General features: G+C 35.3%; 26 protein-coding genes. 13 read left to right on the top strand and 13 right to left on the bottom strand.

From position 1 onward, the window contains the following. Positions 1-97 precede the first annotated feature (97 nt). The gene (locus IGK91_RS06220) at positions 98-1,117 is read right to left on the bottom strand and encodes a tyrosine-type recombinase/integrase (protein WP_010737570.1); all 1,020 of its coding nucleotides are present in this window, start codon (positions 1,115-1,117) and stop codon (positions 98-100) included. A gap of 306 nt (positions 1,118-1,423) precedes the next feature. Between IGK91_RS06220 and IGK91_RS06215 the strand changes: the two genes are divergently transcribed. The 4 genes from IGK91_RS06215 (at position 1,424) to IGK91_RS06200 (ending at position 4,584) form a co-directional block, all read left to right on the top strand. After that, a complete protein-coding gene (locus IGK91_RS06215; RefSeq protein WP_034697946.1) occupies positions 1,424-2,497 on the top strand; it encodes an ABC transporter permease in 1,074 nt (357 codons plus the stop codon). A 3-nt stretch (positions 2,498-2,500) separates the two neighbouring features. After that, positions 2,501-3,190, top strand: coding sequence for an ABC transporter ATP-binding protein (locus IGK91_RS06210; RefSeq protein ID WP_010737568.1), 690 nt, complete (start codon positions 2,501-2,503; stop codon positions 3,188-3,190). After that, positions 3,183-3,797 (top strand): TetR/AcrR family transcriptional regulator, encoded by a 615-nt coding sequence (locus tag IGK91_RS06205; protein WP_081122758.1) that lies wholly within the window; start codon positions 3,183-3,185, stop codon positions 3,795-3,797. The genes IGK91_RS06210 and IGK91_RS06205 overlap by 8 nt, the downstream gene beginning before the upstream one ends. A 208-nt stretch (positions 3,798-4,005) precedes the next feature. After that, positions 4,006-4,584 (top strand): SGNH/GDSL hydrolase family protein, encoded by a 579-nt coding sequence (locus tag IGK91_RS06200; RefSeq protein ID WP_034866591.1) that lies wholly within the window; start codon positions 4,006-4,008, stop codon positions 4,582-4,584. 127 nt (positions 4,585-4,711) lie between these two features. On the opposite strand, the gene IGK91_RS06195 is transcribed toward IGK91_RS06200, so the two are convergent. Next, positions 4,712-5,584, bottom strand: coding sequence for a MurR/RpiR family transcriptional regulator (locus IGK91_RS06195; protein ID WP_034866593.1), 873 nt, complete (start codon positions 5,582-5,584; stop codon positions 4,712-4,714). A gap of 201 nt (positions 5,585-5,785) precedes the next feature. On the opposite strand from IGK91_RS06195, the gene IGK91_RS06190 reads away from it, so the two are divergent. The 9 genes from IGK91_RS06190 (at position 5,786) to IGK91_RS06150 (ending at position 12,337) form a co-directional block, all read left to right on the top strand. Further along, positions 5,786-6,823, top strand: a complete 1,038-nt coding sequence (locus tag IGK91_RS06190) for a Gfo/Idh/MocA family oxidoreductase (RefSeq protein ID WP_081122759.1) — start codon at positions 5,786-5,788, stop codon at positions 6,821-6,823. A gap of 158 nt (positions 6,824-6,981) precedes the next feature. Continuing rightward, positions 6,982-7,275 carry a hypothetical protein gene (locus IGK91_RS06185; protein WP_010737563.1) on the top strand — a complete coding sequence of 98 codons (294 nt, stop codon included), beginning with the start codon at positions 6,982-6,984 and terminating at the stop codon, positions 7,273-7,275. A gap of 171 nt (positions 7,276-7,446) precedes the next feature. Continuing rightward, on the top strand, positions 7,447-7,677 hold the full coding sequence (locus tag IGK91_RS06180; RefSeq protein ID WP_010719176.1) for a hypothetical protein: 231 nt from the start codon (positions 7,447-7,449) through the stop codon (positions 7,675-7,677). 170 nt (positions 7,678-7,847) lie between these two features. Continuing rightward, a complete protein-coding gene (locus tag IGK91_RS06175; protein WP_010719177.1) occupies positions 7,848-8,792 on the top strand; it encodes an L-lactate dehydrogenase in 945 nt (314 codons plus the stop codon). Between the two features lie 269 nt (positions 8,793-9,061). Further along, a complete protein-coding gene (locus IGK91_RS06170) occupies positions 9,062-9,532 on the top strand; it encodes a hypothetical protein (protein WP_010737561.1) in 471 nt (156 codons plus the stop codon). 295 nt (positions 9,533-9,827) lie between these two features. After that, positions 9,828-10,055 carry a hypothetical protein gene (locus IGK91_RS06165; protein ID WP_034866597.1) on the top strand — a complete coding sequence of 76 codons (228 nt, stop codon included), beginning with the start codon at positions 9,828-9,830 and terminating at the stop codon, positions 10,053-10,055. Positions 10,056-10,092: 37 nt separating this feature from the next. Next, the gene (locus IGK91_RS06160; RefSeq protein WP_010737560.1) at positions 10,093-10,689 is read left to right on the top strand and encodes a hypothetical protein; all 597 of its coding nucleotides are present in this window, start codon (positions 10,093-10,095) and stop codon (positions 10,687-10,689) included. A 547-nt stretch (positions 10,690-11,236) separates the two neighbouring features. Beyond that, a complete protein-coding gene (locus tag IGK91_RS06155) occupies positions 11,237-11,944 on the top strand; it encodes a hypothetical protein (protein ID WP_034866599.1) in 708 nt (235 codons plus the stop codon). A gap of 195 nt (positions 11,945-12,139) precedes the next feature. Continuing rightward, positions 12,140-12,337: a hypothetical protein gene (locus IGK91_RS06150; protein WP_123874784.1), complete on the top strand. Its 198-nt coding sequence runs from the start codon at positions 12,140-12,142 to the stop codon at positions 12,335-12,337. A gap of 771 nt (positions 12,338-13,108) precedes the next feature. On the opposite strand, the gene IGK91_RS06145 is transcribed toward IGK91_RS06150, so the two are convergent. From IGK91_RS06145 to IGK91_RS06095, 11 genes are all read right to left on the bottom strand, one after another. Next, positions 13,109-13,369, bottom strand: a complete 261-nt coding sequence (locus IGK91_RS06145; RefSeq protein WP_081122763.1) for a hypothetical protein — start codon at positions 13,367-13,369, stop codon at positions 13,109-13,111. Positions 13,370-13,515: 146 nt separating this feature from the next. Further along, positions 13,516-14,490 (bottom strand): hypothetical protein, encoded by a 975-nt coding sequence (locus IGK91_RS06140; protein WP_181934260.1) that lies wholly within the window; start codon positions 14,488-14,490, stop codon positions 13,516-13,518. Positions 14,491-14,715: 225 nt separating this feature from the next. Next, a complete protein-coding gene (locus tag IGK91_RS06135) occupies positions 14,716-15,348 on the bottom strand; it encodes a hypothetical protein (RefSeq protein ID WP_240187582.1) in 633 nt (210 codons plus the stop codon). A 719-nt stretch (positions 15,349-16,067) separates the two neighbouring features. Continuing rightward, a complete protein-coding gene (locus tag IGK91_RS06130) occupies positions 16,068-16,352 on the bottom strand; it encodes a hypothetical protein (RefSeq protein ID WP_174270245.1) in 285 nt (94 codons plus the stop codon). Between the two features lie 102 nt (positions 16,353-16,454). Further along, entirely contained in the window at positions 16,455-18,644 is a 2,190-nt protein-coding gene (gene topB / locus IGK91_RS06125) for a type IA DNA topoisomerase (protein WP_010737556.1), read from the bottom strand. Positions 18,645-18,908: 264 nt separating this feature from the next. Next, entirely contained in the window at positions 18,909-20,096 is a 1,188-nt protein-coding gene (locus IGK91_RS06120) for an LCP family protein (RefSeq protein WP_181934259.1), read from the bottom strand. 127 nt (positions 20,097-20,223) lie between these two features. Next, positions 20,224-21,087 carry a shikimate dehydrogenase gene (locus tag IGK91_RS06115; RefSeq protein WP_010737554.1) on the bottom strand — a complete coding sequence of 288 codons (864 nt, stop codon included), beginning with the start codon at positions 21,085-21,087 and terminating at the stop codon, positions 20,224-20,226. A 266-nt stretch (positions 21,088-21,353) separates the two neighbouring features. Further along, positions 21,354-22,124, bottom strand: coding sequence for an ABC transporter ATP-binding protein (locus tag IGK91_RS06110; RefSeq protein ID WP_010719188.1), 771 nt, complete (start codon positions 22,122-22,124; stop codon positions 21,354-21,356). 2 nt (positions 22,125-22,126) lie between these two features. Beyond that, positions 22,127-23,008, bottom strand: a complete 882-nt coding sequence (locus tag IGK91_RS06105; protein ID WP_010737553.1) for an ABC transporter permease — start codon at positions 23,006-23,008, stop codon at positions 22,127-22,129. Further along, positions 23,005-24,045, bottom strand: a complete 1,041-nt coding sequence (gene trpX / locus IGK91_RS06100) for a tryptophan ABC transporter substrate-binding protein (protein ID WP_081125590.1) — start codon at positions 24,043-24,045, stop codon at positions 23,005-23,007. Before trpX ends, IGK91_RS06105 begins: the two co-directional genes overlap by 4 nt. 356 nt (positions 24,046-24,401) lie before the next feature. After that, entirely contained in the window at positions 24,402-25,046 is a 645-nt protein-coding gene (locus IGK91_RS06095; RefSeq protein WP_010737551.1) for a hypothetical protein, read from the bottom strand. Positions 25,047-25,228 lie beyond the last annotated feature (182 nt).

The following is a 25,228-nucleotide window of genomic DNA, read 5'->3' as shown; positions in this document are numbered from 1 at the left end:
TTAAATCATTTACTTTGCAAATTCAGCTATAATCTTAGCACAAACCCTAAATAAAAAACAGCTTTATTTGTGAAAAAATGAATTATATTTCGTTATTTCATTTTTTATTACTTGTTATTTCCTTGTAAGAGAACTCTAACATCTTTTGTTGGACTTCTTCAAATGAATGTTCATTGATATAACGATTACCATAAAGGAAATTGACGATATCCAGATCATCAAAATAAAGGGAAACGTAGTACCCGTAAGTTTTACGACATAATTCTGGCGAAATATTTTTATATACAGTGATTTTACTTAGTATTTGGCGAATCGTCCGTGGAGAGATTTGCTGGTCATGAGATGAACGAAAAGCAAAAGAATCAGGTCCTGTCCCAGTATCAGTTATTGCTAAATAGTTTTTAATGAATGGCAGTGCTTCATTGGGAATTGGCGACTGATTAAGCCGATTTTTTTTACGGCTAAGATGAATGATTTGTTTATTTAAGTCAATATCTTTTCTTTTTAATTCAACGACTTCATGGATCTTTAACCCGCAATATAAAAGAATAGCTGCGATCGCTAAATTTCTTGGTCGGTTCCTTATTTCAAAGCGTGCTTCTCGTGAAGAGTTAAAGCCATTCATAGGAATAAACAGATGCTCAAAGTCTTGAAACAAAGAGGCGTCTATGAATCGAGGCGCTGCAGCAGTAGTTTCAGGAAGCGTTTTTCCTAATAGAGATATTTCTTCAGTCAATAACCCTTTTTGATACAAAAACCGTAGAAAATGATTTAACGAATATTGTTTTCGTGAAAGACCATAATAGCTATTTTTAAATAACTGGTTTGTTTGTTGATCAGCTGTGGTCTGAAACGAACGAGTATGCTGATAGACTTTATCTAAAAAATTTAAATAGTCTTGTTTTTCAAGACGAAGAATAACTTCATCTGTGATCTCTTGATCTAAAGCTTCGTGAAGATAATCCGTGAATAAATGAAAATCTTTTGCATATTCATAACGACTGCTTAATGAAAGCTTTTTTTGATTTTCTTTTAAAAATTCTTGGAAAATAGGAGGAAGCTGTGCGATGCGTTGTTTTAACTTTTCTTGAATGTGTTTTCGTGTTTTTTGATCCATAAAAGAACCTCCTTTTTGTTCAAACTGGTGTTCTATTTTATTATTGTAGCTTATTTTTCGTTTTTCTTCTATTTCCTTTTACTGATATCTATTTATACCAACGTTTATTTGCTCATGATTCATATATATAGTAACATCGCCAACTATAAGAAAAACTGTAACCAATAAACAGAAAGACAATGATCTTGTAGTATGAACGAATTGTTTCATGAGTTTTGTTTAGTGACATTTTGTCACTGTTGCGCTATACTTTTTTACAGTGACAAAATGTCACTATCGAAAAAGGAAAATGTAGGAGGGAAAGTAATGTTTTTAGCAATGAAAGAAATGAAATACGCAAAACTACGATACGGACTCATTATCGGTATCATGTTCTTAATTGCTTATGTCGTTTTCATGCTATCAGGTCTAGCAAGTGGATTAGCAGAAGAATTTAAAAAAGCGATTGATGATTGGGGTGCTCAAGAAATCGTTTTGTCCGAAGATGCTAATCAAGTGTTTGCAGCATCTCAATTGACAAGAGGTGACCTTGATCAAGTAAATGCGAAAGAAAAAGCACCGATTGGCTTATTCAGTGGAGCAATCAAGGGCAAAAACAAAGAAAACGTGACAGTCTTTGGTACGACTAACGATGCCTTTTTATTACCTAAAATCACAGATGGTCGGATGTTTGATAAGAAAAATGAAATAATTATCTCCCAAAATCTGGCACAAGATCAATATAAGTTGGGAGATCAAATCAAAATCGGTAGCGATGACCAAGCATTTACGATCGTTGGAATTTTTCCTGCCACTTATTATACGGTCTCACCAGTCATCTATACAGATCTAGAAACTTGGACACAATTAAAATATGGAGCCCAACCGTTTGCTTCAGATGACAAAAAGCCGATCAATGCGATCGTGACCAAACAATCAGCTGCAATTGATAAAGATGGCGCATCAAAAGATTTACAAAAACTGACGATTCCTGATTTTATTGAAAGTCTTCCAGGTTATTCTGCACAAAATATGACACTAAATGCAATGGTTTACTTCTTGTTTCTTGTCGTAGCAGCAGTGGTTGGCATTTTTATGTATGTCATCACTTTACAAAAAACGGCGATCTTTGGCGTAATGAAAGCTCAAGGGATTCGCAATTCATTTATTGCTAAATCGTTGATTGCACAGTCATTTGTTATTGGAGTCATTGGTGTCGCCTTAGCAGTTCTAGCTGCTTATCTAACTAGCTTGTTTTTACCAAGTGCGATGCCATTCGCTATTTTTTGGACACAATGGTTGCTATATAGTGGGGTCTTACTCGTTGTAGCAGTTGTAGGCGGCGTCTTCTCAATACGCACGATCACAAAAGTGGACCCAATCACCGCCATAGGAGGGTAAAAAATGAAGAATATTTTAACGATGAAAAATATCGTCAAGACTTTTGGTAGTGGACATACTGAAGTGACTGCACTAAAAGGAATTAATTTTAATGTCAAACAGGGAGAATTTGTCAGCATCATCGGTCCCTCTGGTTCAGGAAAGAGTACTTTCTTAACCATTTCCGGTGGGCTACAAACACCTACTTCTGGAGAAATCGCCATTAATGGTCAGTCTTTTTCCGATTTATCTGAGAAAAAAAGAGCCGATTTACGTTTTAAAGAAATTGGGTTTATTTTACAAAGTTCTAATTTGATTCCATTTCTAAAGGTCAAAGAACAATTTTATTTAGTTGATCGAGTCAGCCATCAGAAACAAAACGAAACAGTGATTGATGACTTATTGAAATCATTAGATATTTATGATCTAAAAGAAAGCTATCCTCGAGATTTATCTGGTGGAGAAAGACAACGTGTAGCAATTGCTCGTGCGTTGTTCAATGACCCTAGTTTGATCTTAGCAGATGAGCCTACCGCTAGCTTAGATACAGATCATGCCTTTGAAGTAGTCAAGTTACTTGTCAAAGAAGCACATGAAAAACAAAAAGCAACAGTCATGGTTACACATGATGCTCGGATGATCAAATGGAGCGATCGTGTCTACCGAATGAAAGATGGTGATTTGATCGAAGAAACGGAGGGGTGGGATGCCTAAATCGACCTTTCTTAATCTGCCCAATGAGAAGAAACAACGGCTTATTGAAATTTTACTTGAAAATTTTTCAGCTCGACATATTAGCCAAGTAAAAGTTGCAGATATTGTCGAAGATATGGCTATGTCAAGAGGGGCCTTTTATAAGTACTTCGAAGACTTGGAAGATGCCTATACCTACACGATCCAGTATTATTCGATTCAAATCCATCGAGATATTTTGAAATATATCAGTCAAAACAAGCAAGACTTTTTTCAAGGAATTGAAAATTACCTTGCGTGGTGTAGTGAGCTGGAACAAAAAAGTAGTTATTGGCAGGCCATCCGCTTTTTAACGAGAAGTGATGATTTTACCAAGCACCAAAGAACCAAGCCTTCTGCTGAATCAGGAAGATTAAAGGAATGGTTTAAGTTACTGAAGGCAAATGGCTTTCACATTACTTCGGAAGAAGAAGCGATTAGCTTTTTATATTTTGTCATGGATCTTGTGATCAATTCATTGACGGATTACATTGCGAATGACTGGACTACTGATGAGTTGTTGCAAGATTATCGTTACAAGGTAAAATGGCTGCAAAAAGGTTTGAAAACCGAACGAAGTGAATCTTGAATCCACTCGATTCATTTGTTAGCCGTTTCTTTTTAACTGGTAAGTAGTGTCCGTATTCAGAAAAACACTTCGATACTTCTTTGTGTCATCATCGATAACCAAATAAAAACCTTCGATAGAAAGTTCTTATAGTTGAGAGCAACGATTTTTCCTTTTTGATTCTCCGTGATAGAATTTTTATTGTAAGAAAAGAAAAGGGATGACACAGATGAAGAAAATTATACTATTTGGTGATAGCATTGCTGCTGGATTGTACCAGGGGGAGGTCGTCCATGCATTGGACCATGCGTTATCAACGACCTTAAAAGCTTTAGGACAAGCTGATTTTAAGATCATTAACTTAGGAAAAAAAGGCGATTCAACGACAAGCAGTCTTGAACGATTGTCTCAACTTCCCCAAGATGAACGTACAGCTGACTACGTCGTTCTTAATGTTGGCGTTAATGATGCAATCAATCAAAGAGATAACCAAAAAAACTATCGAAAAAACTTGGAACAATTGATCAACTTTTTTAAACATAGCCAAGTGATTTTAATAGGGCCTAGTTACGTTGATGAAAAGATCAAAACCCAAACAATTCCTGAGATCTTAGTAGAGTATACTCAGATCGCAAAAGAAGTAGCAGATGAGAACAAAGTAAGTTTTATTGATTTTTATCATTATGAAAAATCTTTTGAGGACCCAACACTTTACTTGCAAGACGATGGGTTGCATCCTTCGAAGTTAGGCTATCACTTGCTAGGTGCTTTGATTGCACAATGTATCCAGCAAAAAGAACAAAATTAATCTACAGACCGAGTACCTCAATCTTTGCAGTACTCGGTCTGTAGATTTTTAGTTTCAAGTTTTATCATAACAAAAAGAATGAAGCGCGCTCTATTGGCTTTGACATACGGTAATAAACAACTGTTTTCTAATGGCGATATTCCTTCAACAAACCTTTTTGGATCAAGTCTTGTTTTTGTTTGAGATTCTGGATGTTTTCTTGATAGTTTTGTGCATACATCACGGAATAAAGAGTGTTTAAAACATAGTCGAAGGCAATTTGTGAGGAAAATGTTGCCACTTTAGCAAAATCTAATTCATCTTGCGTAACGATGAGTTTCATCGTTGCTTGTTTTGCCATTTCTGAATGTTCATTTCCAGTGATCAATACAGTTTTAGCACCCACATGGTTTAAATGCATCATAATTTTTTCATAATGGTGAATCCTTCCACTATAAGTTAGAAAGATGGCACAATCCTTTTCCGTTAAATTAGCTGCATTCCAAGAAGAATCACTATACTCTTCAGCTAATATCAAAAATTTATTGATCTTGATTAGTTTATTTTGAAATTTGCGTGCTGTGATTTGAGAATCCCCTTTGGCAAAAATAAACATGCGATTCGCTTGATTCAATGCTGTGGCAATCGCATCAATTGACTGTTTCTCCAATTGAAGCTGTGCTTTTTTGATAGATTGGATCGACAAATCGGCCATTTTTTTAGCGATCGATTGACTATCATCTTGATCAGTAAAAGGAAAGTTTGGATCAATGATTTGATTGAACTGGGCTTTCATCTGATGGACTTCACGACCAAATTCAAAACGAAATTCTCTAAAACCAGAAAAACTCAATTTTTTACATAAGCGAATAATGGCTGAATGCGAAGTATACGTCGCTTTTGCCAATTCCTCGATCGTCATATAAACAGCTGTTTCTCTATTTGCTTTGAGATAATCAGCAATTCTTTTTTCTGTTGTTGTAAATGCTTCTTGTCGTATCAATTGGTCTTCGATTAACATATGCTCACCTTCCTCATCCATCTTACTGAATATCCCTCTTTTTGACTACTATTTTTTGTGTAGGTTAAACATACCTGTCGATTATTCACTTAAAAAGAGCACTTTCTTGAACATTTTTTTCTAACTGCGCTCAAATTAACTTTTAAAGGGACCAGTCATTTATACTGATAGTAGTTAAAAACAAAAATTGGAGGAAAACGTATGTTAACAATTGCCTATCTAGGAAATGGAAAAAGTACCAACCGCTATCATTTACCTTTTTCACGAAAACTAAAAGATAAGATCAAAATCAAAACGATCTTTTCACGTTCAGAACCCACTTGGGAAACATTTGAGGATATCCATTACACCAATCAATTGGAAGATCTATGGAACGATCCAGAAATCCAACTAGCTGTCATTACGACTCCGAGCCAATTTCATTATGAATATGCTAAATTAGCCTTAGAGCATGGAAAAAATGTCCTGGTAGAAAAACCGTTTGCTGAAACTTCTGCAGAAGCGAAAGAGTTATTTGAGCTAGCGAAGCAAAAAGATTTATTTATCCAGTGTTATCAAAATCGTCGTTTTGATTCTGATTTCTTGACCGTACAAAAAGTGTTGGAAAGTGGAAAATTAGGCGATATTTTAGAAATTGAGATGCATTATGATTATTTCAGACCTGAAGTTCCTGAATCGGCAACAGAATTTTCAACAGTCAATAGTTATCTCTACGGTCATGCTTGTCACACAGTAGATCAAGTAATTTCTTACTTTGGCGAACCAGATGACATCCACTATGATGTGCGCCAATTATTAGGAACGGGACGAATGAATGATTATTTCGATTTAGATTTTTATTATGGAACAATGAAAATCTCTGTCAAATCAAGCTATTTTCGTATTAAGGAACGCCCAAGCTTTGTGGTTTATGGGAAGAAAGGGATGTTTGTAAAACAGACAAAAGATCGACAAGAAGAGCATCTTAAACTATTTTATTTCCCGGACCATCAAGATTTTGGTATTGATTTACCAGAACACTACGGCACACTTACCTATATGGACCAAAATGGAAACTACCATGAGGAAAAAGTGATTTCTGAAGTAGGGGACTATAGTCGGGTCTATGAGGGAGTCTATGAAACGCTCATAAACGGAGCCGAAAAAGTAGTGAAAGACGAAGAAACACTTCTACAAATGAACATTTTAGAAACAGGGATCAAAGAGATCCAGGAAAAAGAAGCGCAAGCAAACAAATAAACCATTCGCTGTTTATAATCATTCTGAAGGATTAAGCAAAGATTGATGAGAACCAAAAAAACAAAACCATTAAAATATGATGGGGAGGACACCTCATGTTTTGACAGTTATTTTGTTCTTATGTACTATAAAATAAATAACTGTAAGGAGGAATTCTCATGACAAATTATAACGGCGAAAAAGGCAAACGTTTAAGAGGTTCGATGGCGCCTAAAACCGATGATGAAGTAGCATTAGCAGGGACAAATTCTGGTGAAACAGAAAACAAACAAGAATCGTTATCTGGCACAAACTCTGGCGAAGTCAAGGATGTCGCTTTATCTGGTTCTAATTCGGTTGAAGAGGAAGAACCAAAGAAACCGAATGCTTTTGAAAAAGAAGTGGAAAAATTAGCGGAAGAAGTAAAAGAAAAATTTGAAGAATTGACATCTAAAAAAGATACTAAAAAATAGATTTGTCAGTTGCTAGTGATCCTATGAAAAAGACAGCTTTTACGCTGTCTTTTTTTATCCAAAAACTATTTTTCCGATTTTAGAAAAAAATGGTGTCTGCGCTTACCTTCTTTGTATTATGCTTTATTTATGAGAATAATTTTTTCTCAGCTAAACATTAGGAGGTAATATATGGAAAATTTTGGGTTACAGTTAATCAATTCGAGTGTGCTTGGACAAACCGATTTCATAAGTCTATTCACGACTTATTTATCAGATTATATGTATTTGTTCTTAGGTGGAGCCGTTCTATTTGTTATTTTGATGTTGTTATTAAGTAAAAAAATGTCCGATAAGCCTGCAAATAAAAGCGGATCTTCAAAAGGTGCTTCTAAGCAAAGCCAATATAAACGAATGAAATAGATCTTATTTTACTTTGAACAGATTGTTAGTTTACTAATAATCTGTTTTTTTGCCATAACTATAAAAAAATATTATAGTAACTATAAATATCATTATATTGAAAAATGTTTCTATCAGAACTATAATTTTCATGAAAATAACATATGAGATGAAAAGGAGCGTGTATCAACATGAGAAAAACCAGTAGAAAAGTAGTGATCGTTGGAACAGGCTTTGTGGGAACAAGTATTGCTTATGCCATGATCAATCAAGGAATTGCGAATGAATTAGTCTTGATCGATGTCAACCAAGAAAAAGCGGAAGGGGAAGCTTTAGACCTTTTAGATGGTATGGCATGGGGCGAAGAGAATGTTGCTGTTTGGTCAGGTGATTATAGCGAATGCAGCGATGCCGATCTAGTAGTAATCACAGCAGGTATCAACCAAAAACCAGGACAAACTCGTTTAGATTTAGTGAAAACAAATGCTGGAATTATGAAGGATATTGTTCGACAAATCATGGGAGCAGGATTCAACGGAATATTAGTTGTTGCTTCTAATCCAGTAGATATTTTGACTTGCATTGCGTGGAAAGAATCAGGGTTACCTTCTTCTCGAGTAATCGGAACAGGAACAACATTAGATACAACTCGTTTTAGAAAAGAAATTGCCTTGAAACTTTCTGTCGATCCTCGTAGCGTTCACGGCTATATTTTAGGTGAACACGGCGATTCTGAAGTAGCAGCTTGGTCCCATACAACAGTTGGCGGAAAACCAATCATGGAATTTGTCGAAAAAGATCATCGAATCGACGAAAAGGACTTAGATATCATTGCTGATAAAGTTAAAAATGCTGCCTATGAAATCATCGATCGAAAAAAAGCGACTTATTATGGAATTGGTATGAGTACAGCACGAATTGTCAAGGCTGTATTAAACAATGAACAAGCTGTATTACCAGTTTCTGCTTATTTATCTGGTCAATATGGAGTGAAAGATATCTTTACAGGTGTTCCATCCATCGTTGATGAAAAGGGTGTAAGAGAAGTTATTGAATTATCAATTACACCAGAAGAAGAACAAATGTTTAAACAATCTGTCAATGAATTAAGAAACGTATTAAACACCGTGAGATAATTGAATGAAAAAAAGGAGAACGAGCAAAATGCTCATTCTCCTTTTTATTTTTGTTTTAGAAAAAATAGTTCTCTAGGAGAAAGTGAATTGTAATAAAATGGTAGCATATTAGGTAAAGTTTTTGGGAAATGCATTTGAAACAACAAGAAAAAAATGAAGGAGGTGATTGATTTAGAGCAGAATAAGATTATTTTTTTAAATTAGATGCAATAAATATTCTTTCTTCACTTATGATTATTTTATTCTAGAAAAAGGAGATAAGTACTATAATGCCTAAAGATAATGCTGAGTTGATAAAAAAAGAAATTGAATTACGTTCAAAAATTGCTGGGGCAAGTGCTAAAGAAAATTTTTATAGTACCATGACAGTGAGGCTTGAGCGACTAAAAGGTATGGATAGATTTAATCCTTCTAAACGAAAAGAATACCGAGATATAAAAAAATTTATAAAAACTATAGAAAAACGTACTAAAGAAGCATCGTCAAACAAGGAGGGTTATATACAACAATTGCAAGAGTTAGATAAACAACTTAAACAAGGAACTCTTCGGAATTTTGAACAAATAAGAGGAAAATCTAAAGAAGAAATTGCTATATTACCAGATTCTACTCATAATATGAATAGAACGCCTCGGGCATTTGAACAAATAATGGGAGGCTCAAAATCATCTGTTCCATTGTCGCATTCTACCCCTAATATGGATAGACCACCAGCTTTGCCACCTAGAGTTGGAAGATAGACTTCATACATAAATAAGAAAAAAAGAAACGTATTAAACACCGTGAGATAATTGAATGAAAAAAAGGAGAATGAGCGTTTTGCTCGTTTTCCTTTTTAATTTTTTTTTAGAAAAAATAGTTCTCTAGTAGAAAGTGAATTGTAATAAAATGGTAGCATATTAGGTAACTTTTTTGGGAAATGCATTTGAAACAACAATAAAAAAATGAAAGAGGTAATTGATTTAGAGCAGAATCAGCTTAAAAAGAATAAAAGATGACTGGTAAAATTACTAAATAAATGAAAGGAGATAGTATATGGAAAAGCAGAATACTAAGGACTCAAGAAGCGGATTAGAAGAATCTGCAGTTCAACAAGATATTCACTCTATACATACAGAGCAAACCGTATCTGATAGACAACAAAATACTTTTGGCAAAGATCAATCGGAGATGATATATGCAGAGCTGGTAGGCTTGCCTGAAGGAAAATTCAAACAGAAACCGGAAACAACTATTTATTCAACTAAAAAGAATAGAAGATGACTGGTAAAATTACTAGATAAATGAAAGGAGATAGTATATGGAAAAGCAGAATACTCAGGAGTTAAGAAGCGTATCTGATGGGCAGAAAAATACTTTAGACAAAGATCAATCGAAGATGATAGATGCAGAGCTAGTTGGCTTGCTTGAAGGAAGAGTTAAACAGAAATCGGAAAAAGCTATTTATTCAACTATCATTCAGTCTCAATCAAGTTCATCGGAGAAACAAGAAGATCAGTCTCAGCCTCTAAATAATAAAGGGGAGTCCCTTAAAAAGAATAAGTTAGACATGGATGAAAATACTGGATGGGGCACCACAGAAAGATACTCTGAAAAAACACAACCTAATCCCCAAACTAACAGCCATTACAAATCTTTTTTAAATGAACTTATCCGCAAGTCAGCGGAAAGAAAGAGTGTACAAAATTCAGCAAATGGTTTAGAGACTGACAATATCTTGAGCAGTGGGAATTCTCAGTCCGTTATGATAAATAAATCTCTGTATCATTTGAATGGACGAGCAGGCATTATTACAAATGTCACGCCCGAGACAAGACACAATATTGATAAAACTACTGGATCTGACACCAATATAGCTTCTCCCGTTTCACAGACTTCTTATAATATCAATAGGTAAACCTGTAAGGTCGGTTTATGAGATAAACAATTGAAAAAATAATGTAAAAATTTAAGGAGATGATTTAAATTTAAACGTCATCAGCGCCGTATGAATCAACTAAACGCACTTGAAGGGCGTAGGCCGGATCTGTACCACGTTGATCATGTATCTTTGATTTTATATGAGGGGATGTTACATAGAGCAGACGGTGGATATGTTTCTGGAAAAAACGAATATGAAAAAATTATAGATAAAAATGATTCTAAAAAAAGGCAGAATGTGGACGAACAACAGAGTGAATTTTTATTATGTTAAGGATCTACTTGGCATAATGTATACAATGTAATCAATTTTTAGTGACTCGCTACTTGTATAATAATGGTGCACTGATCCCTACAGTGTATAATAGAGAAATGCTATATCAGAAATACGATACATTTTTTGTTTCATTTAGATCGGCAGGGATTTAATTTTATGTTAATTTTTCTAATTCAGGGGAAAACAAGAAACCCCATTATTGGTTTTTCTTATTTATAATTACAAATAAAAATAAAGGAAGAAAAAAATGAAAGAATTACAACCTACAAATCCTGTTAGCGAACAAGAATCACAAACTGCAAGTCCTGTTAACGAACAAGATATCGAAGATCGTATAAATCAATTTTTGCAACAAAATGGTGGGAATCCTCCAATAGTATCAAGCAATATTTTTTCTAGAAATAAAAAAACAAACTTAGATGTCTTAAACAAGATAGAAACGCTTGGAGACGACCAACATAGTAAACGTTTAAAAATGTTGCTTCAGGAAATGAACGAAATGCACAAAAATTTAAATAAAGATAACTTTAAAGGCCTGTTCCTTAGAGATCGAAAAGAAAATTACGAAAACTTTATTAAAGAAGCAGGATCAGATATTTCAGAAATATTATCCTCTCAAAAAAAAATTCGATATAAAGACGCTCTTAAAATAGCACTAGCAGGACTGTCTTACCAAGATAACTCAAACCCAAAAAAAGAATTGTCTAAAGAAAATAAAGCGTGGGTAAAACTTTTTTCTCTATTCAATGAAACGCAACGTGTTTGGATAAATGGACCTGGTCCAATACAACCTGATTATGACGACAGCATTAAAAAAATGCGAAATCAATCAAAAAAGTTTGATGAAATCAGAGCTATGAGGAAAGTCAAGAAACTTTCCGAAAACAAACAGGATAAAGCAATCAATAAAAACCCTTCCAAAGAAAAATCAGAAGGTTCTTTCTTAGAAAGATAGAATTCATACATAAACAATAAAAATAAAGAAAGAGCAACTAGACATATAGATTAGTCGCTCTTTCTTTATTTTTTATTTTACTCTTTTTATTGTTTCTTCGGTTATACTGTCAAACTAGATTTATTCTCTAAATTGTATCAACTCTGTGTATGCTAGCTTGTCCAACGATTTTATTGCTAATTGATTTTCGGATAAATGACGCTTTATAGAACTAAAAACTGGGTAGAAAAACAAGTATCGGTGTCATTAGCGGTCTTAGACGAGTGTTGTAATGATTCAGGTTGTTATGTCGCTGGTTTGATTGCTAACGGACGTAAACGCATGACAAAACAACACAAACAAATGATCGAGAATTATAAGAGTGCTGTTGATCTGATCGTTAGTAAGGAGTGACTTGTATGAAATTGAAATGTAAAGATTATGATTGTTTTATTGTAGAGAATGTCACATGTGAATATTGTGGAGTTTTTGTTTCTAATTTTGTAAATTATGGATATGGACTTTTGCAAATCATACTAATATAGACAGATAAAAAATTTATTCGTGTTTAAATCTTGTCAAACACGATTTAATTGATATTTTATAATACAAAATAATTTTAAAATTTTGCAATGGTTCGAAAGAGTCATTTTTTTATCTTTTTAGTTTGATTTTGGTTTGATGGGGGTTTAATTCACTTCGAATCTACTTTGTATAATATATATTATGTAAACTAAAATATAAAATTTTTATCTCCTTCCTTTAAAAAAGCCGCAAACCCTCTCTTCTTGCTATTTATTCTATTTCTTTTTGCCAGATAGTATAAAAACGATTCTTTTCTTGTTCAACTAATCAGTTATATATATATATATACGCATGCATAAACCATTTAGAATTAAAGCTATCTAGAAATCATTCACACCAAAAATAGATTTTGATGTGAATTTATCTATCCATATTTTGTTAGAGCAATGATTGATAGATGTATCCTAGAAAGTAGTGTTTTATCAGTTGATTAATATACCTTTAAAGTGTAAGAACGATTATATGGGGTTATAGACTGTTAAATATGCCTTTGATTTATGATAATAATTCACGTTGTTTTAAGAATCCAATTACATCATTATTACGCAACAATTCAACTTAATCTTAAAAGAAATACTATAATCAAGGAACATTAGTTTTTTATCTGTCTATATTAGTATGGTTTGCTGATGCCAAAGTTAAACTGGGAGATGTTTGTGCATATCTTGCCTTAGCTTGTTCAATATTGTTTTCTAGTTTATTTTCCAAACTTTGTTTTCTTTTAACTATATCAACTACTTTTCGAATCGATTCTAAACATTTTTCATCGACTCTTACGGCTTGATTTTCCCCACATTCTTTCGGTAAATTTTTTAGAAGTGCCACATCGTTCCATACAAAACTTCGATTAATTTCCTGCACTCCTTCAGCAATTAGGGTCGCCCGCCCCTTTTCATGATCAACCTTATATAGGTTATTGTTCCCAAAATATAGTAATGGCTCGTCTTTGTCATAACCGCTCTTGTTTTTAGCATCTAATGGATAATATACTACCGGTTCATTTTTACTCAGCCATTAGGATTCACCTCCAACCATGGTTGACCTGCTATCTGGTCTTTCTTTCCCATAGTTTCAAAATCTTGCAAATTCTGATTAATCTTCCCTAGAGTATGCGATTCCATATGGATTGTTTCAGTTTTATTTCTTTTTTTATTCTTAAAATATTTTTTTAAAAAATTATTTTTTTGAGCTATTTCAACATAACCTTGAAATAGTTCCACTCTCAGTCCTTGCTCATTTCTCTTGAAAAAATGAACACCTCGACGTTCTACTTTATCTGCGAGAAATTTTGACTGTTTATTTTTAGGATCAATTTGATAAAGACTGCCTTTGTACAACATTAATTGAACAGTCATTTTGGGGTTACTTGATGTATACTTCGGAATCCCGATCTTAAGTCCTTTACCAATATAATTTTGATCTGGTTGCGTTATTCTACGATCTACCCCTTTGCTATTTTTTGCTTCTTGGAAAATTTCATTATTTCTGATGATACTACACACTAAATCCGGATGAACAAACATCGTATGAGCACCATTTGTCTTATTTTTTTTCATCTTTACATTAGTAACTAAATTTTGGTAGATATTAAACTTTTTGTTTGCTTGGAACAAGCGGTTTTTTCGATAACGTACATCCTCAGCAATTACATAAGCTTCTCCTTTTTCTTTAAATTGGTTCAAATTTTCTATGTAATAGAGTTTGCCTTGGTGTAAGTATAATAGTTTATCCCCTGGCTCACGATGATGAATCCCATAGATTTTTTCGCCTGGTATTTTTATATTATTAGGTAATTCGGAGAAAACATTTTTATGTTTTGAAATAAGATCATTCAAAAATATATGATCGTTTCCCTTAATCCATTCATGCGTTGCTTGTTGTTGGTCTTCTTTGATTTGCTCCTCAGAAAAATTTAGCCGGTTATACAGTTGCTCCTCACCTGTTGGCGTGGGGTCTTCACTTCGAATATTTATATTATCCATAGTGATTACATCTTCCTATCTAAAAATATACTTTATTTAATGCATTTTTAATAAGAAACTCTCGTTCTTCTTTATAATGCAATAAATCCGAATACTATAATCATTTTATCTAGACGTTCCCACAGGTCTGTCGGAAAGATTCGGAGCCATACGTGTCTTTTTTGGACTATTTTTAGTAAGGGATTGAGTTTGGTTTTGAACATTTTTTTCAGTTTTAGTGAAGTTTTATGCGTGCATTGTTAAACCTTCTAAAGAGTTTCTTGTTTGAGCGATGTTCCTCGATTGGTTTATTTTTGCTATTTCAAAAATTTTAGAAGCTTTGTATGAAGATATTGGCCATTTCATATTTTCATTATGCGATAAGTTGGATAAGAGTATTTTATTATCTGATTTGATCTTACCATCTTCAAAATTGACATTAGCGGCAACCTTCATAGCCACCTTTGATTTATGATCAACTAAATACAAATTGGTATCTTTCAACAAAAGTGTATATACATCTTTGTTTCTATTTTTATGAGCAATCATTTTTTGGAATTCAATAAAATGCGCCACTTTCTTTTCTATTTCCCCTTTTTGTGTCCACTCCAATCCGGAAAACAACTTTGGTACAGGAAATAAATTCAATTTTATACTTTTATTGATATCGTTTAATGCAAGATCGCTTTTATGAAGTTGTTTATCAAGGTGTTTATTAGTAAGCAAATAAGCTTTTTGGACTTTCCCGCGATCGTTAATCTCTAACTTATAAAGAGCACTTTTGTCGTAATCGTAATAGATTGGGTCTTTATCGTTGTGAAGGTTTGGATCTTTTACTATTGTTAACTTCTTTAACGATGGTATGCTATCAACATCCACCTCAGGCCAAGGTTTACTTTCTATCTAATCCTTCTTTTCCATAATTTCAAAATATTGTAATCGCTGATTGATGTCCGCTAGGGTATCGGCTCTTACATACTTCGTTTGAGTTTTTTCTCTTTCGTTAACGTTGAACCCTCGATTTGATTATTTGTTTCCGGCATAATGATTGCACCTTCCTATTTATGTTATTTTTTGCATAAAAAATAATCATTTGTTTAGTTTTTAACCTTATTAAATGTCTGGCATATAAGATTTTGTCGAAACAAAAGATTTTTTAATGCGCTTTTATTTTATAATTATTATTAGTGAGAAATAATCCATTAATTTCCATAAATAGAAATAAAAAGCACCACAAGAAATAACTTGTTATTCTCTAATTTTTTATGAATTGTCGTACCCACTTCTGCGAGCTTTAGCTGTTAACTTGTCTAAAACGACAATTTTCATTCTTAAACATCTAATGTTCAAATCTTATAATCACTAACAAATCAATAACCGACATATTCATTGATGTTATAAGTAAGTGAGCTTAATTCCTTGATAATAAACGGACTTAACCTAGCATTTCCAATAGAAAAAGATCTTAAAACACAAATGTGTTCTAAGATCTTTAGTTATATATTTTACTAATTTATCATGATACTTTTATGATAAAGAAATTTCAAAGTGAATCATTATGCTCTATTATAACTGCGAATGTGGTTTATTTCCGGTAATCAACCAAAATACTGATGCCATAATTGTGTCAATACGGGTAGAAAGTAAATGATTACTAGTGCTGCGATGACCATCAGTAATTGCTTACGTTGTTTCTTTCGTTTCAACAGACTACTTGTTTTGTGTAAAAAGTATGTGGCACTTTTCGCTCCAGCTGTTAGTGTTGATAGTAGCAGTGTAGGTGAGTAAGCCGTAGGATCTTTCGTGATAGACAATAATTTCGTACCATATTCTGGATATTTTAATAATGCTTGATAAACAGCAACAATCGTGATCGTTCCCATCAAATAATTTAACAATGAATGAACTTTTTTCAAACGCTTAAACTCCTTATTTATAAATCGTATGTTATTTTTGGATAAATAAACCAACACTTTTCGGAATAATTATTTTTCTTCTTTATTTTTTTCTCCTGATTTTTCCATCCACGGAAAAGAAAAACCGATCGAATAATCTGCTTTTAGTTCTAGTACCGCATCAAACTTCCCTTTTTTGCCAGTCAACCCTTTAACTACTTTACTAGTCTTACCTTTAGACAATAATTCCCGCATCATCGTTTTCGTCAGCTTCTTCTTTGCAATCGTTGGCCAAAGTTTAAAATCACAGGAAGCATTGGTACAAGTTGCTACTTTTGGATACAACATGACGATCCCTTGTTTACACTTTGGACATCTGCCTAGTTGATCATTTTTCTTCTCCAGCGCTTTGATTTGGCGCGTTCCAGTGATTTCTTCAGATAAATCGACTGAAGTCAGTTGTTTTGGCACGGATTCGAGTAAATGAAGGATGAATTTTTTGATATTTGCTAAAAAGACTTCGGGTGTGCCCTCATTGTTACCGATCTTTTTGAGGTATCCTTCCCACTGAGCAGTCATTTCCGCACTAGTCAACAAAGGTTCTTGAGCGACCGCTTTACAAAGAGTGATTCCTTTAGCCGTAACAGTGATTTCATTTTTAGTGACCTCGATATAGTAACGTTGCTTTAGATTTTCAATAATATTGGCTCGAGTCGCTTCTGTTCCGATTCCCTCAACTTCTTTTAAGATTTCCTGTGCTTCTTCATCATCCAATGTTTTCCCTGCCGTTTTCATCGCAGTGATTAGTGTTCCCTCGTTGTATGGTTTTGGTGGTTGGGTTTCTTTTTGAATACTTTTCAGATCAACGCCGACCACCTGACCTTTTACCACATCTGGTAATACTTGGACTTCTTTCTGCTTGCTTTTGGTTGCTAAGATCATTTGCCACCCTTTTTTGATTGGAATTTTCCCTGTACTTTTTAAGCGAAGTTCTTGGACACCAGTATAAATCGTTGTTTCTTCATATACATAATTTTCGGCAAACATTGCCATAGTCGTTTTCGCTACTTGTAAATAGATGGCTTGTTGCAGACGTGATAATTGCGCAAAACGTTCCTTGGAAGGAATCGTTTTTGTTGGAATAATTGCATGGTGTTCTTGGACTTTTGTCGCATCAACATATCTTTTTTTCGACCATGTTTCAGGAGTCTCTACGCTGCTGATCCCTAAAAAATCTTTATAACGTACTAAGTTTTTCACCAAGTAGTGATGTTCATTTTCAGTAATGTAAGTAGAATCTGTCCGAGGATAGCTTAAAAATTTCTTTTCGTAGAGCCCTTGGGCAGCATCTAATGTCGCTTTGGCACTCACCTTCATCAATTGGTTCATTTTTGTCTGGAGACTAGATAAAGAAAATAAACGTGGACTACTTAGTTGTTTTTCTTTTTTAATGACCGATAAGATCTGTCCTGATTGCTTCCCTAAATGCGCGCCTGATTTTTCAATTACTTGATGTAGCGCTTCGAGGGTTTTAAAATTCTGCTTGGGATCGATTTTCCCTGTAAACCGTCCATCATCACAACTGATCGTCGCTTCTACTTCATAGTATGGTTCTTTTTTGAAGTTTTTAATCGTTTCTTGTAACTGATAGATCATATATAGGGTTGGCGTTTGGACACGTCCTAAAGAAAAGCTGCCATCGATCCCTTTTTGTTGCAGTAAGAGACTATATAATGGACTCCCGTTCATCCCGATCAACCAATCCGCATTCTGTCTAGCTTTCGCTTCTTTATATTTAGGAAAATAGCTCTCGCCTGGACGAAGGTTTTTAAAGCCTTCATAAATCGCCTCTTTTTCCAGCGAATTGATCCACAAACGTTGATACTTTTTGCTTTTGGTGAAGGCTTGTGCTTGAATGATAATCGACCAAGCAATGGCTTCTCCTTCACGGTCTCCATCTGTCGCAATAATGATCGTATCCGCTGATTGTAATTCCTTTTTGACGATTGAAAATTGTGCTTGTTTTTCTTTCGGCACTTCATAGCGGAAGGTTTCTGGGAAAATTGGTAAGTTAGCTAAGGACCATTTACTCCAACGTTCTTCATATGCACCAGGAGGGACCATGTCCACTAAGTGACCGAATCCATAAGTAATCGTTACTTCCCCACTAAACAACGGGTCAACGATCTCATAATACCCTTCGTGACGTATTCGTTTCTTAAATGTTTCAGCATAAGCTTTTGCTTGGGAAGGTTTTTCAGCCAGTATAACAGTTTTCATTTTATCCCCTCCATGATTCTCAGTCTTAGAACAGACTTCTTTATTATGGAACAAACATTCGCATATGACAACCCAAAAACTATTTTTTCAAAAGAAAAAAACGACTGAAGACCCTTGTCTAACAGTCGTTTTATGAACTTAGCTTTTACAATTGGTGAAAATCCAAAGTGTTGAATCGTCCACCTATTAAAAATGGAGGACTTTTACCTAAACGAAGTGAAATAGATGATTACAGAGAGTAACTTCCTATTTCTTTTCTTCCATTTATTTACTTAAAAAATCACTGATTGCTGCACGATTGGCGTCATTGTCGATCACCAAAATACTTCCGGCATAACTACTGTTTCCGAAGTTCCATGAACCTTCAACAGGCACACTTAAGCGATCCACACCACCGACACCTCGAGCAATCGACAAGAGATTTTTGATAATAAAGAATGATGAAACATCCGTTGAGGTATAACCAATGGCTTTTCCGGCAGCGTAAGGGGCACGAATCAAGTTTAGGGGATTTTTTAGCTGACTAAAAATCGTATTCGTGACTTGTTGTTGCCGTCTTACTCGACCAAAATCGCCTTCTTCGTCTTTTCTAAAACGTGCATACTGTAAAAGTGTATGACCATCCATTTTTTGGACACCTTTTTTGATATCGACACCATCCAGATTCAAATCTTTCTCTGCATCGATCTTGATACCATTCATAAACAATGCATCGACCACTTTTTCAAACGATTTAAAATCGACTTTTGCGTAATACTGGCAATCAAGTCCAAAATTTTCTTTGATGGTTTGACGGACCAGATCAGCACCGCCATATGCATAAGCTGCATTGATCTTGTTTTGACCAACTCCTGGAATTGCTACAAAACTATCACGCATGAATGAGATCAATTTTGGTTTATGAGCAGGTCCATCTAACTGTAACACCATGATCGTATCTGCACGACCAGCATCCTCACCTCTAGTGTCACTACCTAATATCAAAATATTATGTGCGCCACTCGAAGACTGTACACCATCAAATGATTCCGTTGTAACACTCGGCAAACTGGTATCATGCTCTGCCATGGATTTCCCGACAAAAAAGGAAATGACTGAAAATAAGAATAAAAATAGAATAATGCCTAAAATGATTTTCCCCCACGAACGTTTCTTTTTTGGACGAACTTTTTTTGGCTCTTTCTTCCTCTTAAAAAAATTTTTCTTCGTTTGATTAAATCCTTTTTTGTTTCCTGCTTTTGCATAGGAATAAGGGGTTTGATAGTCATTAGCTTGTCCTTCTCTGGAAGAATAAGAAGAATCCTGATCAGGTTGATAGATCCGAGTAGCTTCATCTCTTGGATCATTCAACGCTTTGTCCTTTTGACGTTCACGTCTAAAAAAACCGGTTGATTCTTTTTTTAATGGTTTTGCTTTTTTATGGATGTTCTTATAACGATCCATCCGACTCATTTTGTTTCCTCCCTGCTATCTGTACAAGTAAATAAAGGATACGCTATCTTCTTGATAAAAACAGCTATTTGAACCACAATTTAATAAAAAATAACGAAATGAAACAAGCCATTACACGTAAAGCTCATCACACTTCTTGTTCTAATTGTTCTCGTATGTTCTGGACTGGCATTTCTCGATGTGTCCACAGTTCAAAAGCAATTGCTCCTTGATGAATCAACATACCTAAACCATTATAGGCTTTGATTCCCATTTTTTTGGCTTCTTGGATTAATCGTGTCTCACTAGGGGAGTAGATCAAGTCAAAGACGGCTAATTGCGAATGCAACAACTTTACATCAGCAATCGGTAATTGGTCTTTCTTGCTTCCCATTCCGATATCAGTTGCGTTGATCAATAGATTCGCCTGACTCAAATCTAATGCCAGTTGACTTTCGTCCGCATAATCATGTAATCGGATGGGACAACCTGTTTTCTCAGAGACTTTCACAAAATACTCTTTTAGTGGTAAAAAAGTGGCATTCAAACGTTTGTAAATCGTGATTTCTTGTGCGCCTTCTAGTGCCATTTGGACGACAATTGCTTTTGCTGCACCACCTGCTCCCAGAACAACGATTTTTTGATTTTTGATTGGATGCCCCGTTTCGTTGACGGAACGTACAAATCCCATACCATCTGTATTGTAACCAATCAAACGTTGCTCCTGGTGAACGATCGTGTTGACCGCTCCGATCAATTCCGCTTCAGGGCTTAACTGATCAAGGTATGCTAAGACAGCCGTTTTATTCGGCATTGAAACATTCACGCCCAACATATCTAATGTGCGGATACTCTCAACGGCTTGTCTTAGGTTCGTTTGATCTACCTCAAAAGCCAGATAAACGGCATCAATACCCCAATGTGAAAATGCCAGATTGTGCATCAACGGTGAAAGACTATGAGAAGCAGGCTTTGCAAAAAAGCCTGTGAGTTTTGTTTTACCAGAGATCATCTTTTTCCTCCTTATAAAATAAAACAACCATCCAATCCTCGTAAACATGACACGAGACATCAGATGGTCGATTGTTTAGTTCTGTTTCTTGTGCTTTTTCTTATGTCTATGATTGACGAGTCTTTCTAAGTTTAAAGGAGGTATGAGAAACTTGTCAACATGATTGTCAAACAAGCAGGGCCTCTTTCTCATTCATTTAAAACAAATCAATGTACTATAGGCATACTAGGCACAAAGTAGAAGGAAAAGCAGTCAGTAATCAAAAACTAATCTAACACTTCTTCAAAAAATTGTAATAGATCCGCTAGTGACAATTGCTCTTTTTCTTCTTTAGACAAATCTTTCACGATCCGTCCTTTTTGTAAAACGATCAGACGATTCCCATAATTCAAGGCATCTTCCATCCGGTGGGTGATCATCAAGCACGTCAAGTGTTGTTCAGTAATCCTGCGATTGGTTAATTGCATCAATGATTTGGCAGTTTTAGGATCGAGCGCTGCTGTATGTTCATCTAATAGCAGCAACTCAGGCGCTTCAATGGTCGCCATCAACAAACTCAATGCTTGGCGTTGCCCTCCTGATAATTCCCCAGCTGGCGTATCTAGATGCTGCTCCAACCCATTTCCAACTTCTTGACACAATTGATAAAATTTTTCTCTTTGATTCTTTAGGTTACGGAGACGAAGGGGTCTTTTCTTTCCTCTTTTTTGAGCCAAAAGCAAGTTCTCTGCTACTGTCATCCTTGGAGCTGTGCCCATCTTAGGATCTTGGAACACCCGAGAAAGAAAAGAAGCCCGTTTTTCTTCTGTTTCTTTCGTGATATTCCGCTCTTTAAAAGCGATCGACCCTTGACTTAATTGTAATGTTCCTGCGATCGTGTTGAACAGCGTACTTTTTCCCGCACCATTTCCACCAAGGACCGTAATAAAATCGCCTTTATTGATTGTCAAATCAATTCCATCTAATAATACTTTTTCTTCATTCATGCCATTGCTAACGACTTTTTTTCCATTTTTAATTGTGATGATCGCTGTCATGGTCAAACCTCCTTTTCAAAACCGGTTTTAAGTTTCAATGCTTGTTTTAACTGAGGAATCATCAAACAAATGGCTAAAATAATAGCGGAGAAGAGTTTGAGATATGTTGTGTCAAACCCAAGTTTAATGACGATCAGGATCAATAATTGATAGATGATGCTTCCCACGACAATGGCAATCAAGCGTTCTGCTAACGTTAATTCGTGGAAAATCACTTCTCCAATAATGATAGAAGCTAGCCCGATCACGATGACACCAATTCCTTTATTGACATCGGCATACCCATCATTTTGTGCAATCAATGCACCTGATAAAGCAATAACACCATTTGAAAGAGTCAATCCTAAGATTTTCATTCGATCTGTTTTGATCCCTAAGGAACGAGCCATCGTTTCGTTGTCTCCTGTCGCGATATACCCTTGACCTAAATCGGTATTGAAAAAGAACAGTAAGACACCAATCAAGAGACTTAATGCAAGCAAGCCAAGTAACACGGTATCAAAATAGTCAGGTAAATGAAGACCATTGAACGTATCTTGTAAAATCGAATGGTTCAATAAAGAAAGATTTGGTGTGCGCATCACGAATAAAATCACCGAGTTTAATCCAGACATGACTAAGATTCCGGCAAGGATCACTGGGATCTTTCCTTTGGTATACAACAGCCCCGTAACTAGTCCGGCAAGCATGCCTGCACCAACGCCAAGCAGTGTTGCTAAAACTGGGGAGATCCCATGAGTGATAGCTGTCACACAAACTGCTCCACCTAATGGAAATGATCCTTCAGTCGTCATATCAGGAAAATCCAAAATCCGATAAGTCATAAAGATTCCTAATCCTAAGATTGCCCATAACATCCCTTGTGAAATTGCTGATACGATCATTGTTCATCCCCCTCGTCTTTCGGTTCTTCTGAAACATTTTTAGCTTCTTGCTTTATTGAATCAGGAATCGTGATCCCTAATTTTTCCGCCTGTTTTTCATTGATAATAACATCGCCTTTATCAAAGACGTAAACAGGTGTCGTTGCTGGTTTTTCTTTTCCTAGTGCAAGCATCGCAGCCATTTTCCCACTTTGGACACCTAAATCATATTGGTTAATTCCGATCGTTGCCAAGCCACCTTGTTCGACCATTGAATCAACTGAAGGGATCACTGGGATCTTCGCTTTATCAGCTTCTTTTACCACTGTCTGCATAGCATTAGCAATTGTATTGTCTAAAGGAACATAAATGAAATCCACTTGTTTACTCATCACTTGGACAGTTTGGGCGATTTCATTCGTAGAAGGTACAGCATATTTTACTGAAGTCAAACCTACTTTTTGAATCGCTTTTTCTGCTTGGCTTACTTGGTATTTTGAATTATCTTCTGAAGAAGCGTATAAAATCCCGACTTTCTTCGCATTCGGCAACAATTCAGCGCCTAACTTGATTTGCGCTTCAACAGGAGGCTGATCAGATACGCCTGTGATGTTTCCACCTGGTTCTTTTAAAGACTTCACTAAGCCGGCACCAACTGGATCTGTGACCGCACCTAAGACTAGTGGGATCGTATTCGTTACATTAGCTAAAGACTGAGCAGCCGGAGTAGCGATCCCTACTAGGACATCTGGGTCAGCTTGTACTAATTGTTGACTCATAGTGGCTAATTTACTTTGATCAGCTTGCCCGTTTTGAAAGGAGATCGTTAAATTTTTTCCTTCCTCAAGCCCTGATTGTTCGAGACCGTCTTTGATCCCACGGTAAATTTCATCTAATGCCGGATGGCTCACATATTGCAAAACCCCAACGGAAACAGTTTGATTCGTTTCTTTTGGTTTCGATTCAGTAGAAGCAGGCGTTATTTTTTCATAAATAAAGGTTCCTACTAAGTAAAGCATAATAAGTGCAACAACTGTGATCAAACGTTTATTTTTCATTTTTCTTCCCCCTCATTCCTTTAATCATTATTATTCAAGTCTGGTTTCTGACACGAACTGACAAAAAAAGACAATCACCCCAACGGTAATTGTCTTCTTACATACAAAAAACCGCATAGATCGAATCTATGCGGTAGTCAAATTTCTTGTCCAGCACAGATACAAATTTTAGATTTGTACTCTAAAAAGTTGTATCTACGGTCAAAGTTCGCCATCAATACAACTTATCTACGCCAGTTACGCCAAGCTTGAGTTGTTCCTGCTAAAAATTGGTTTGATAAGTTCATTGTGGATCACCCTTTCCTTAATAATTAATCTAAGTCTAATCGAATTTAGCATGTTCGTCAACTGTTTTTTTATTCCGTCTTATTTCCAGCATTAAGATCTGTTCCCAGTTGAGTATTAGTCGAAGTCGTTTGCGTTTCTTTCCCAAGTTCTTCTTCTAATTTCTTGATATTCGCTAATGGCAAACGATTTAATTCGGGAATCAGCTGCGTAGGGAAATCACTTAACTGATTTGCGTTATAGACTAAGCGATTGGTTTCTTTGCCATTTTGGAAAAAGATTACCGTCAAATGTTCTTGCTTTAAATCGTAGCGTTGTTCTAATTCATTGACCTGATAAACCAATGGGTAAAAATAAATAGGGCGATTCAATTCCGCCATTTTTTTTGGATCATGAAAAATGTCCATTAATGCTTGATACATTTCTCCACTTGGCACACTGAACAAAACTGAAATAGCTTTACTTTCTTCAATTGTTTGCGAGGCTTCATTGATATTCAAAGGTTTAAGCTTAGGAGAATCGATGTCTGCATAGACTAAGCTCTCCACCTGTGCTTCTCTAATATTTTTAGGAAAGACAAACATCGTGATCGTAATGACCAGTGAAACAAGGAATACGAACAATAAACGCATAAAATAGCGTTGTGGATGCGTATCGAAATCAGCCAAAAAATGATGGTATTTGACTTTGATGGTCTCACTTATCTCTTTCCACATAGCGATCACCTTCTTTTTCGTTTTCTTTTATTATACCTAAGTTTGAGGTAGATAGAAAAAAATACATTTAAAGAATATCGATTATTTTTCAATCCAGTATCTTTTTATGATCAAATCAGTTGATAACTACCTAGTAAATTGGTCTTTTTACGTTTTTTTCGTTATAATGAAACTACTTATGA

This window comes from Enterococcus sp. DIV1208 (assembly GCF_050530455.1).
Lineage (GTDB): Bacteria > Bacillota > Bacilli > Lactobacillales > Enterococcaceae > Enterococcus_B > Enterococcus_B hirae.
The sequence above is the reverse complement of the archived record's forward strand: the minus strand, read 5'-3'. Positions and strand labels throughout refer to the sequence as shown.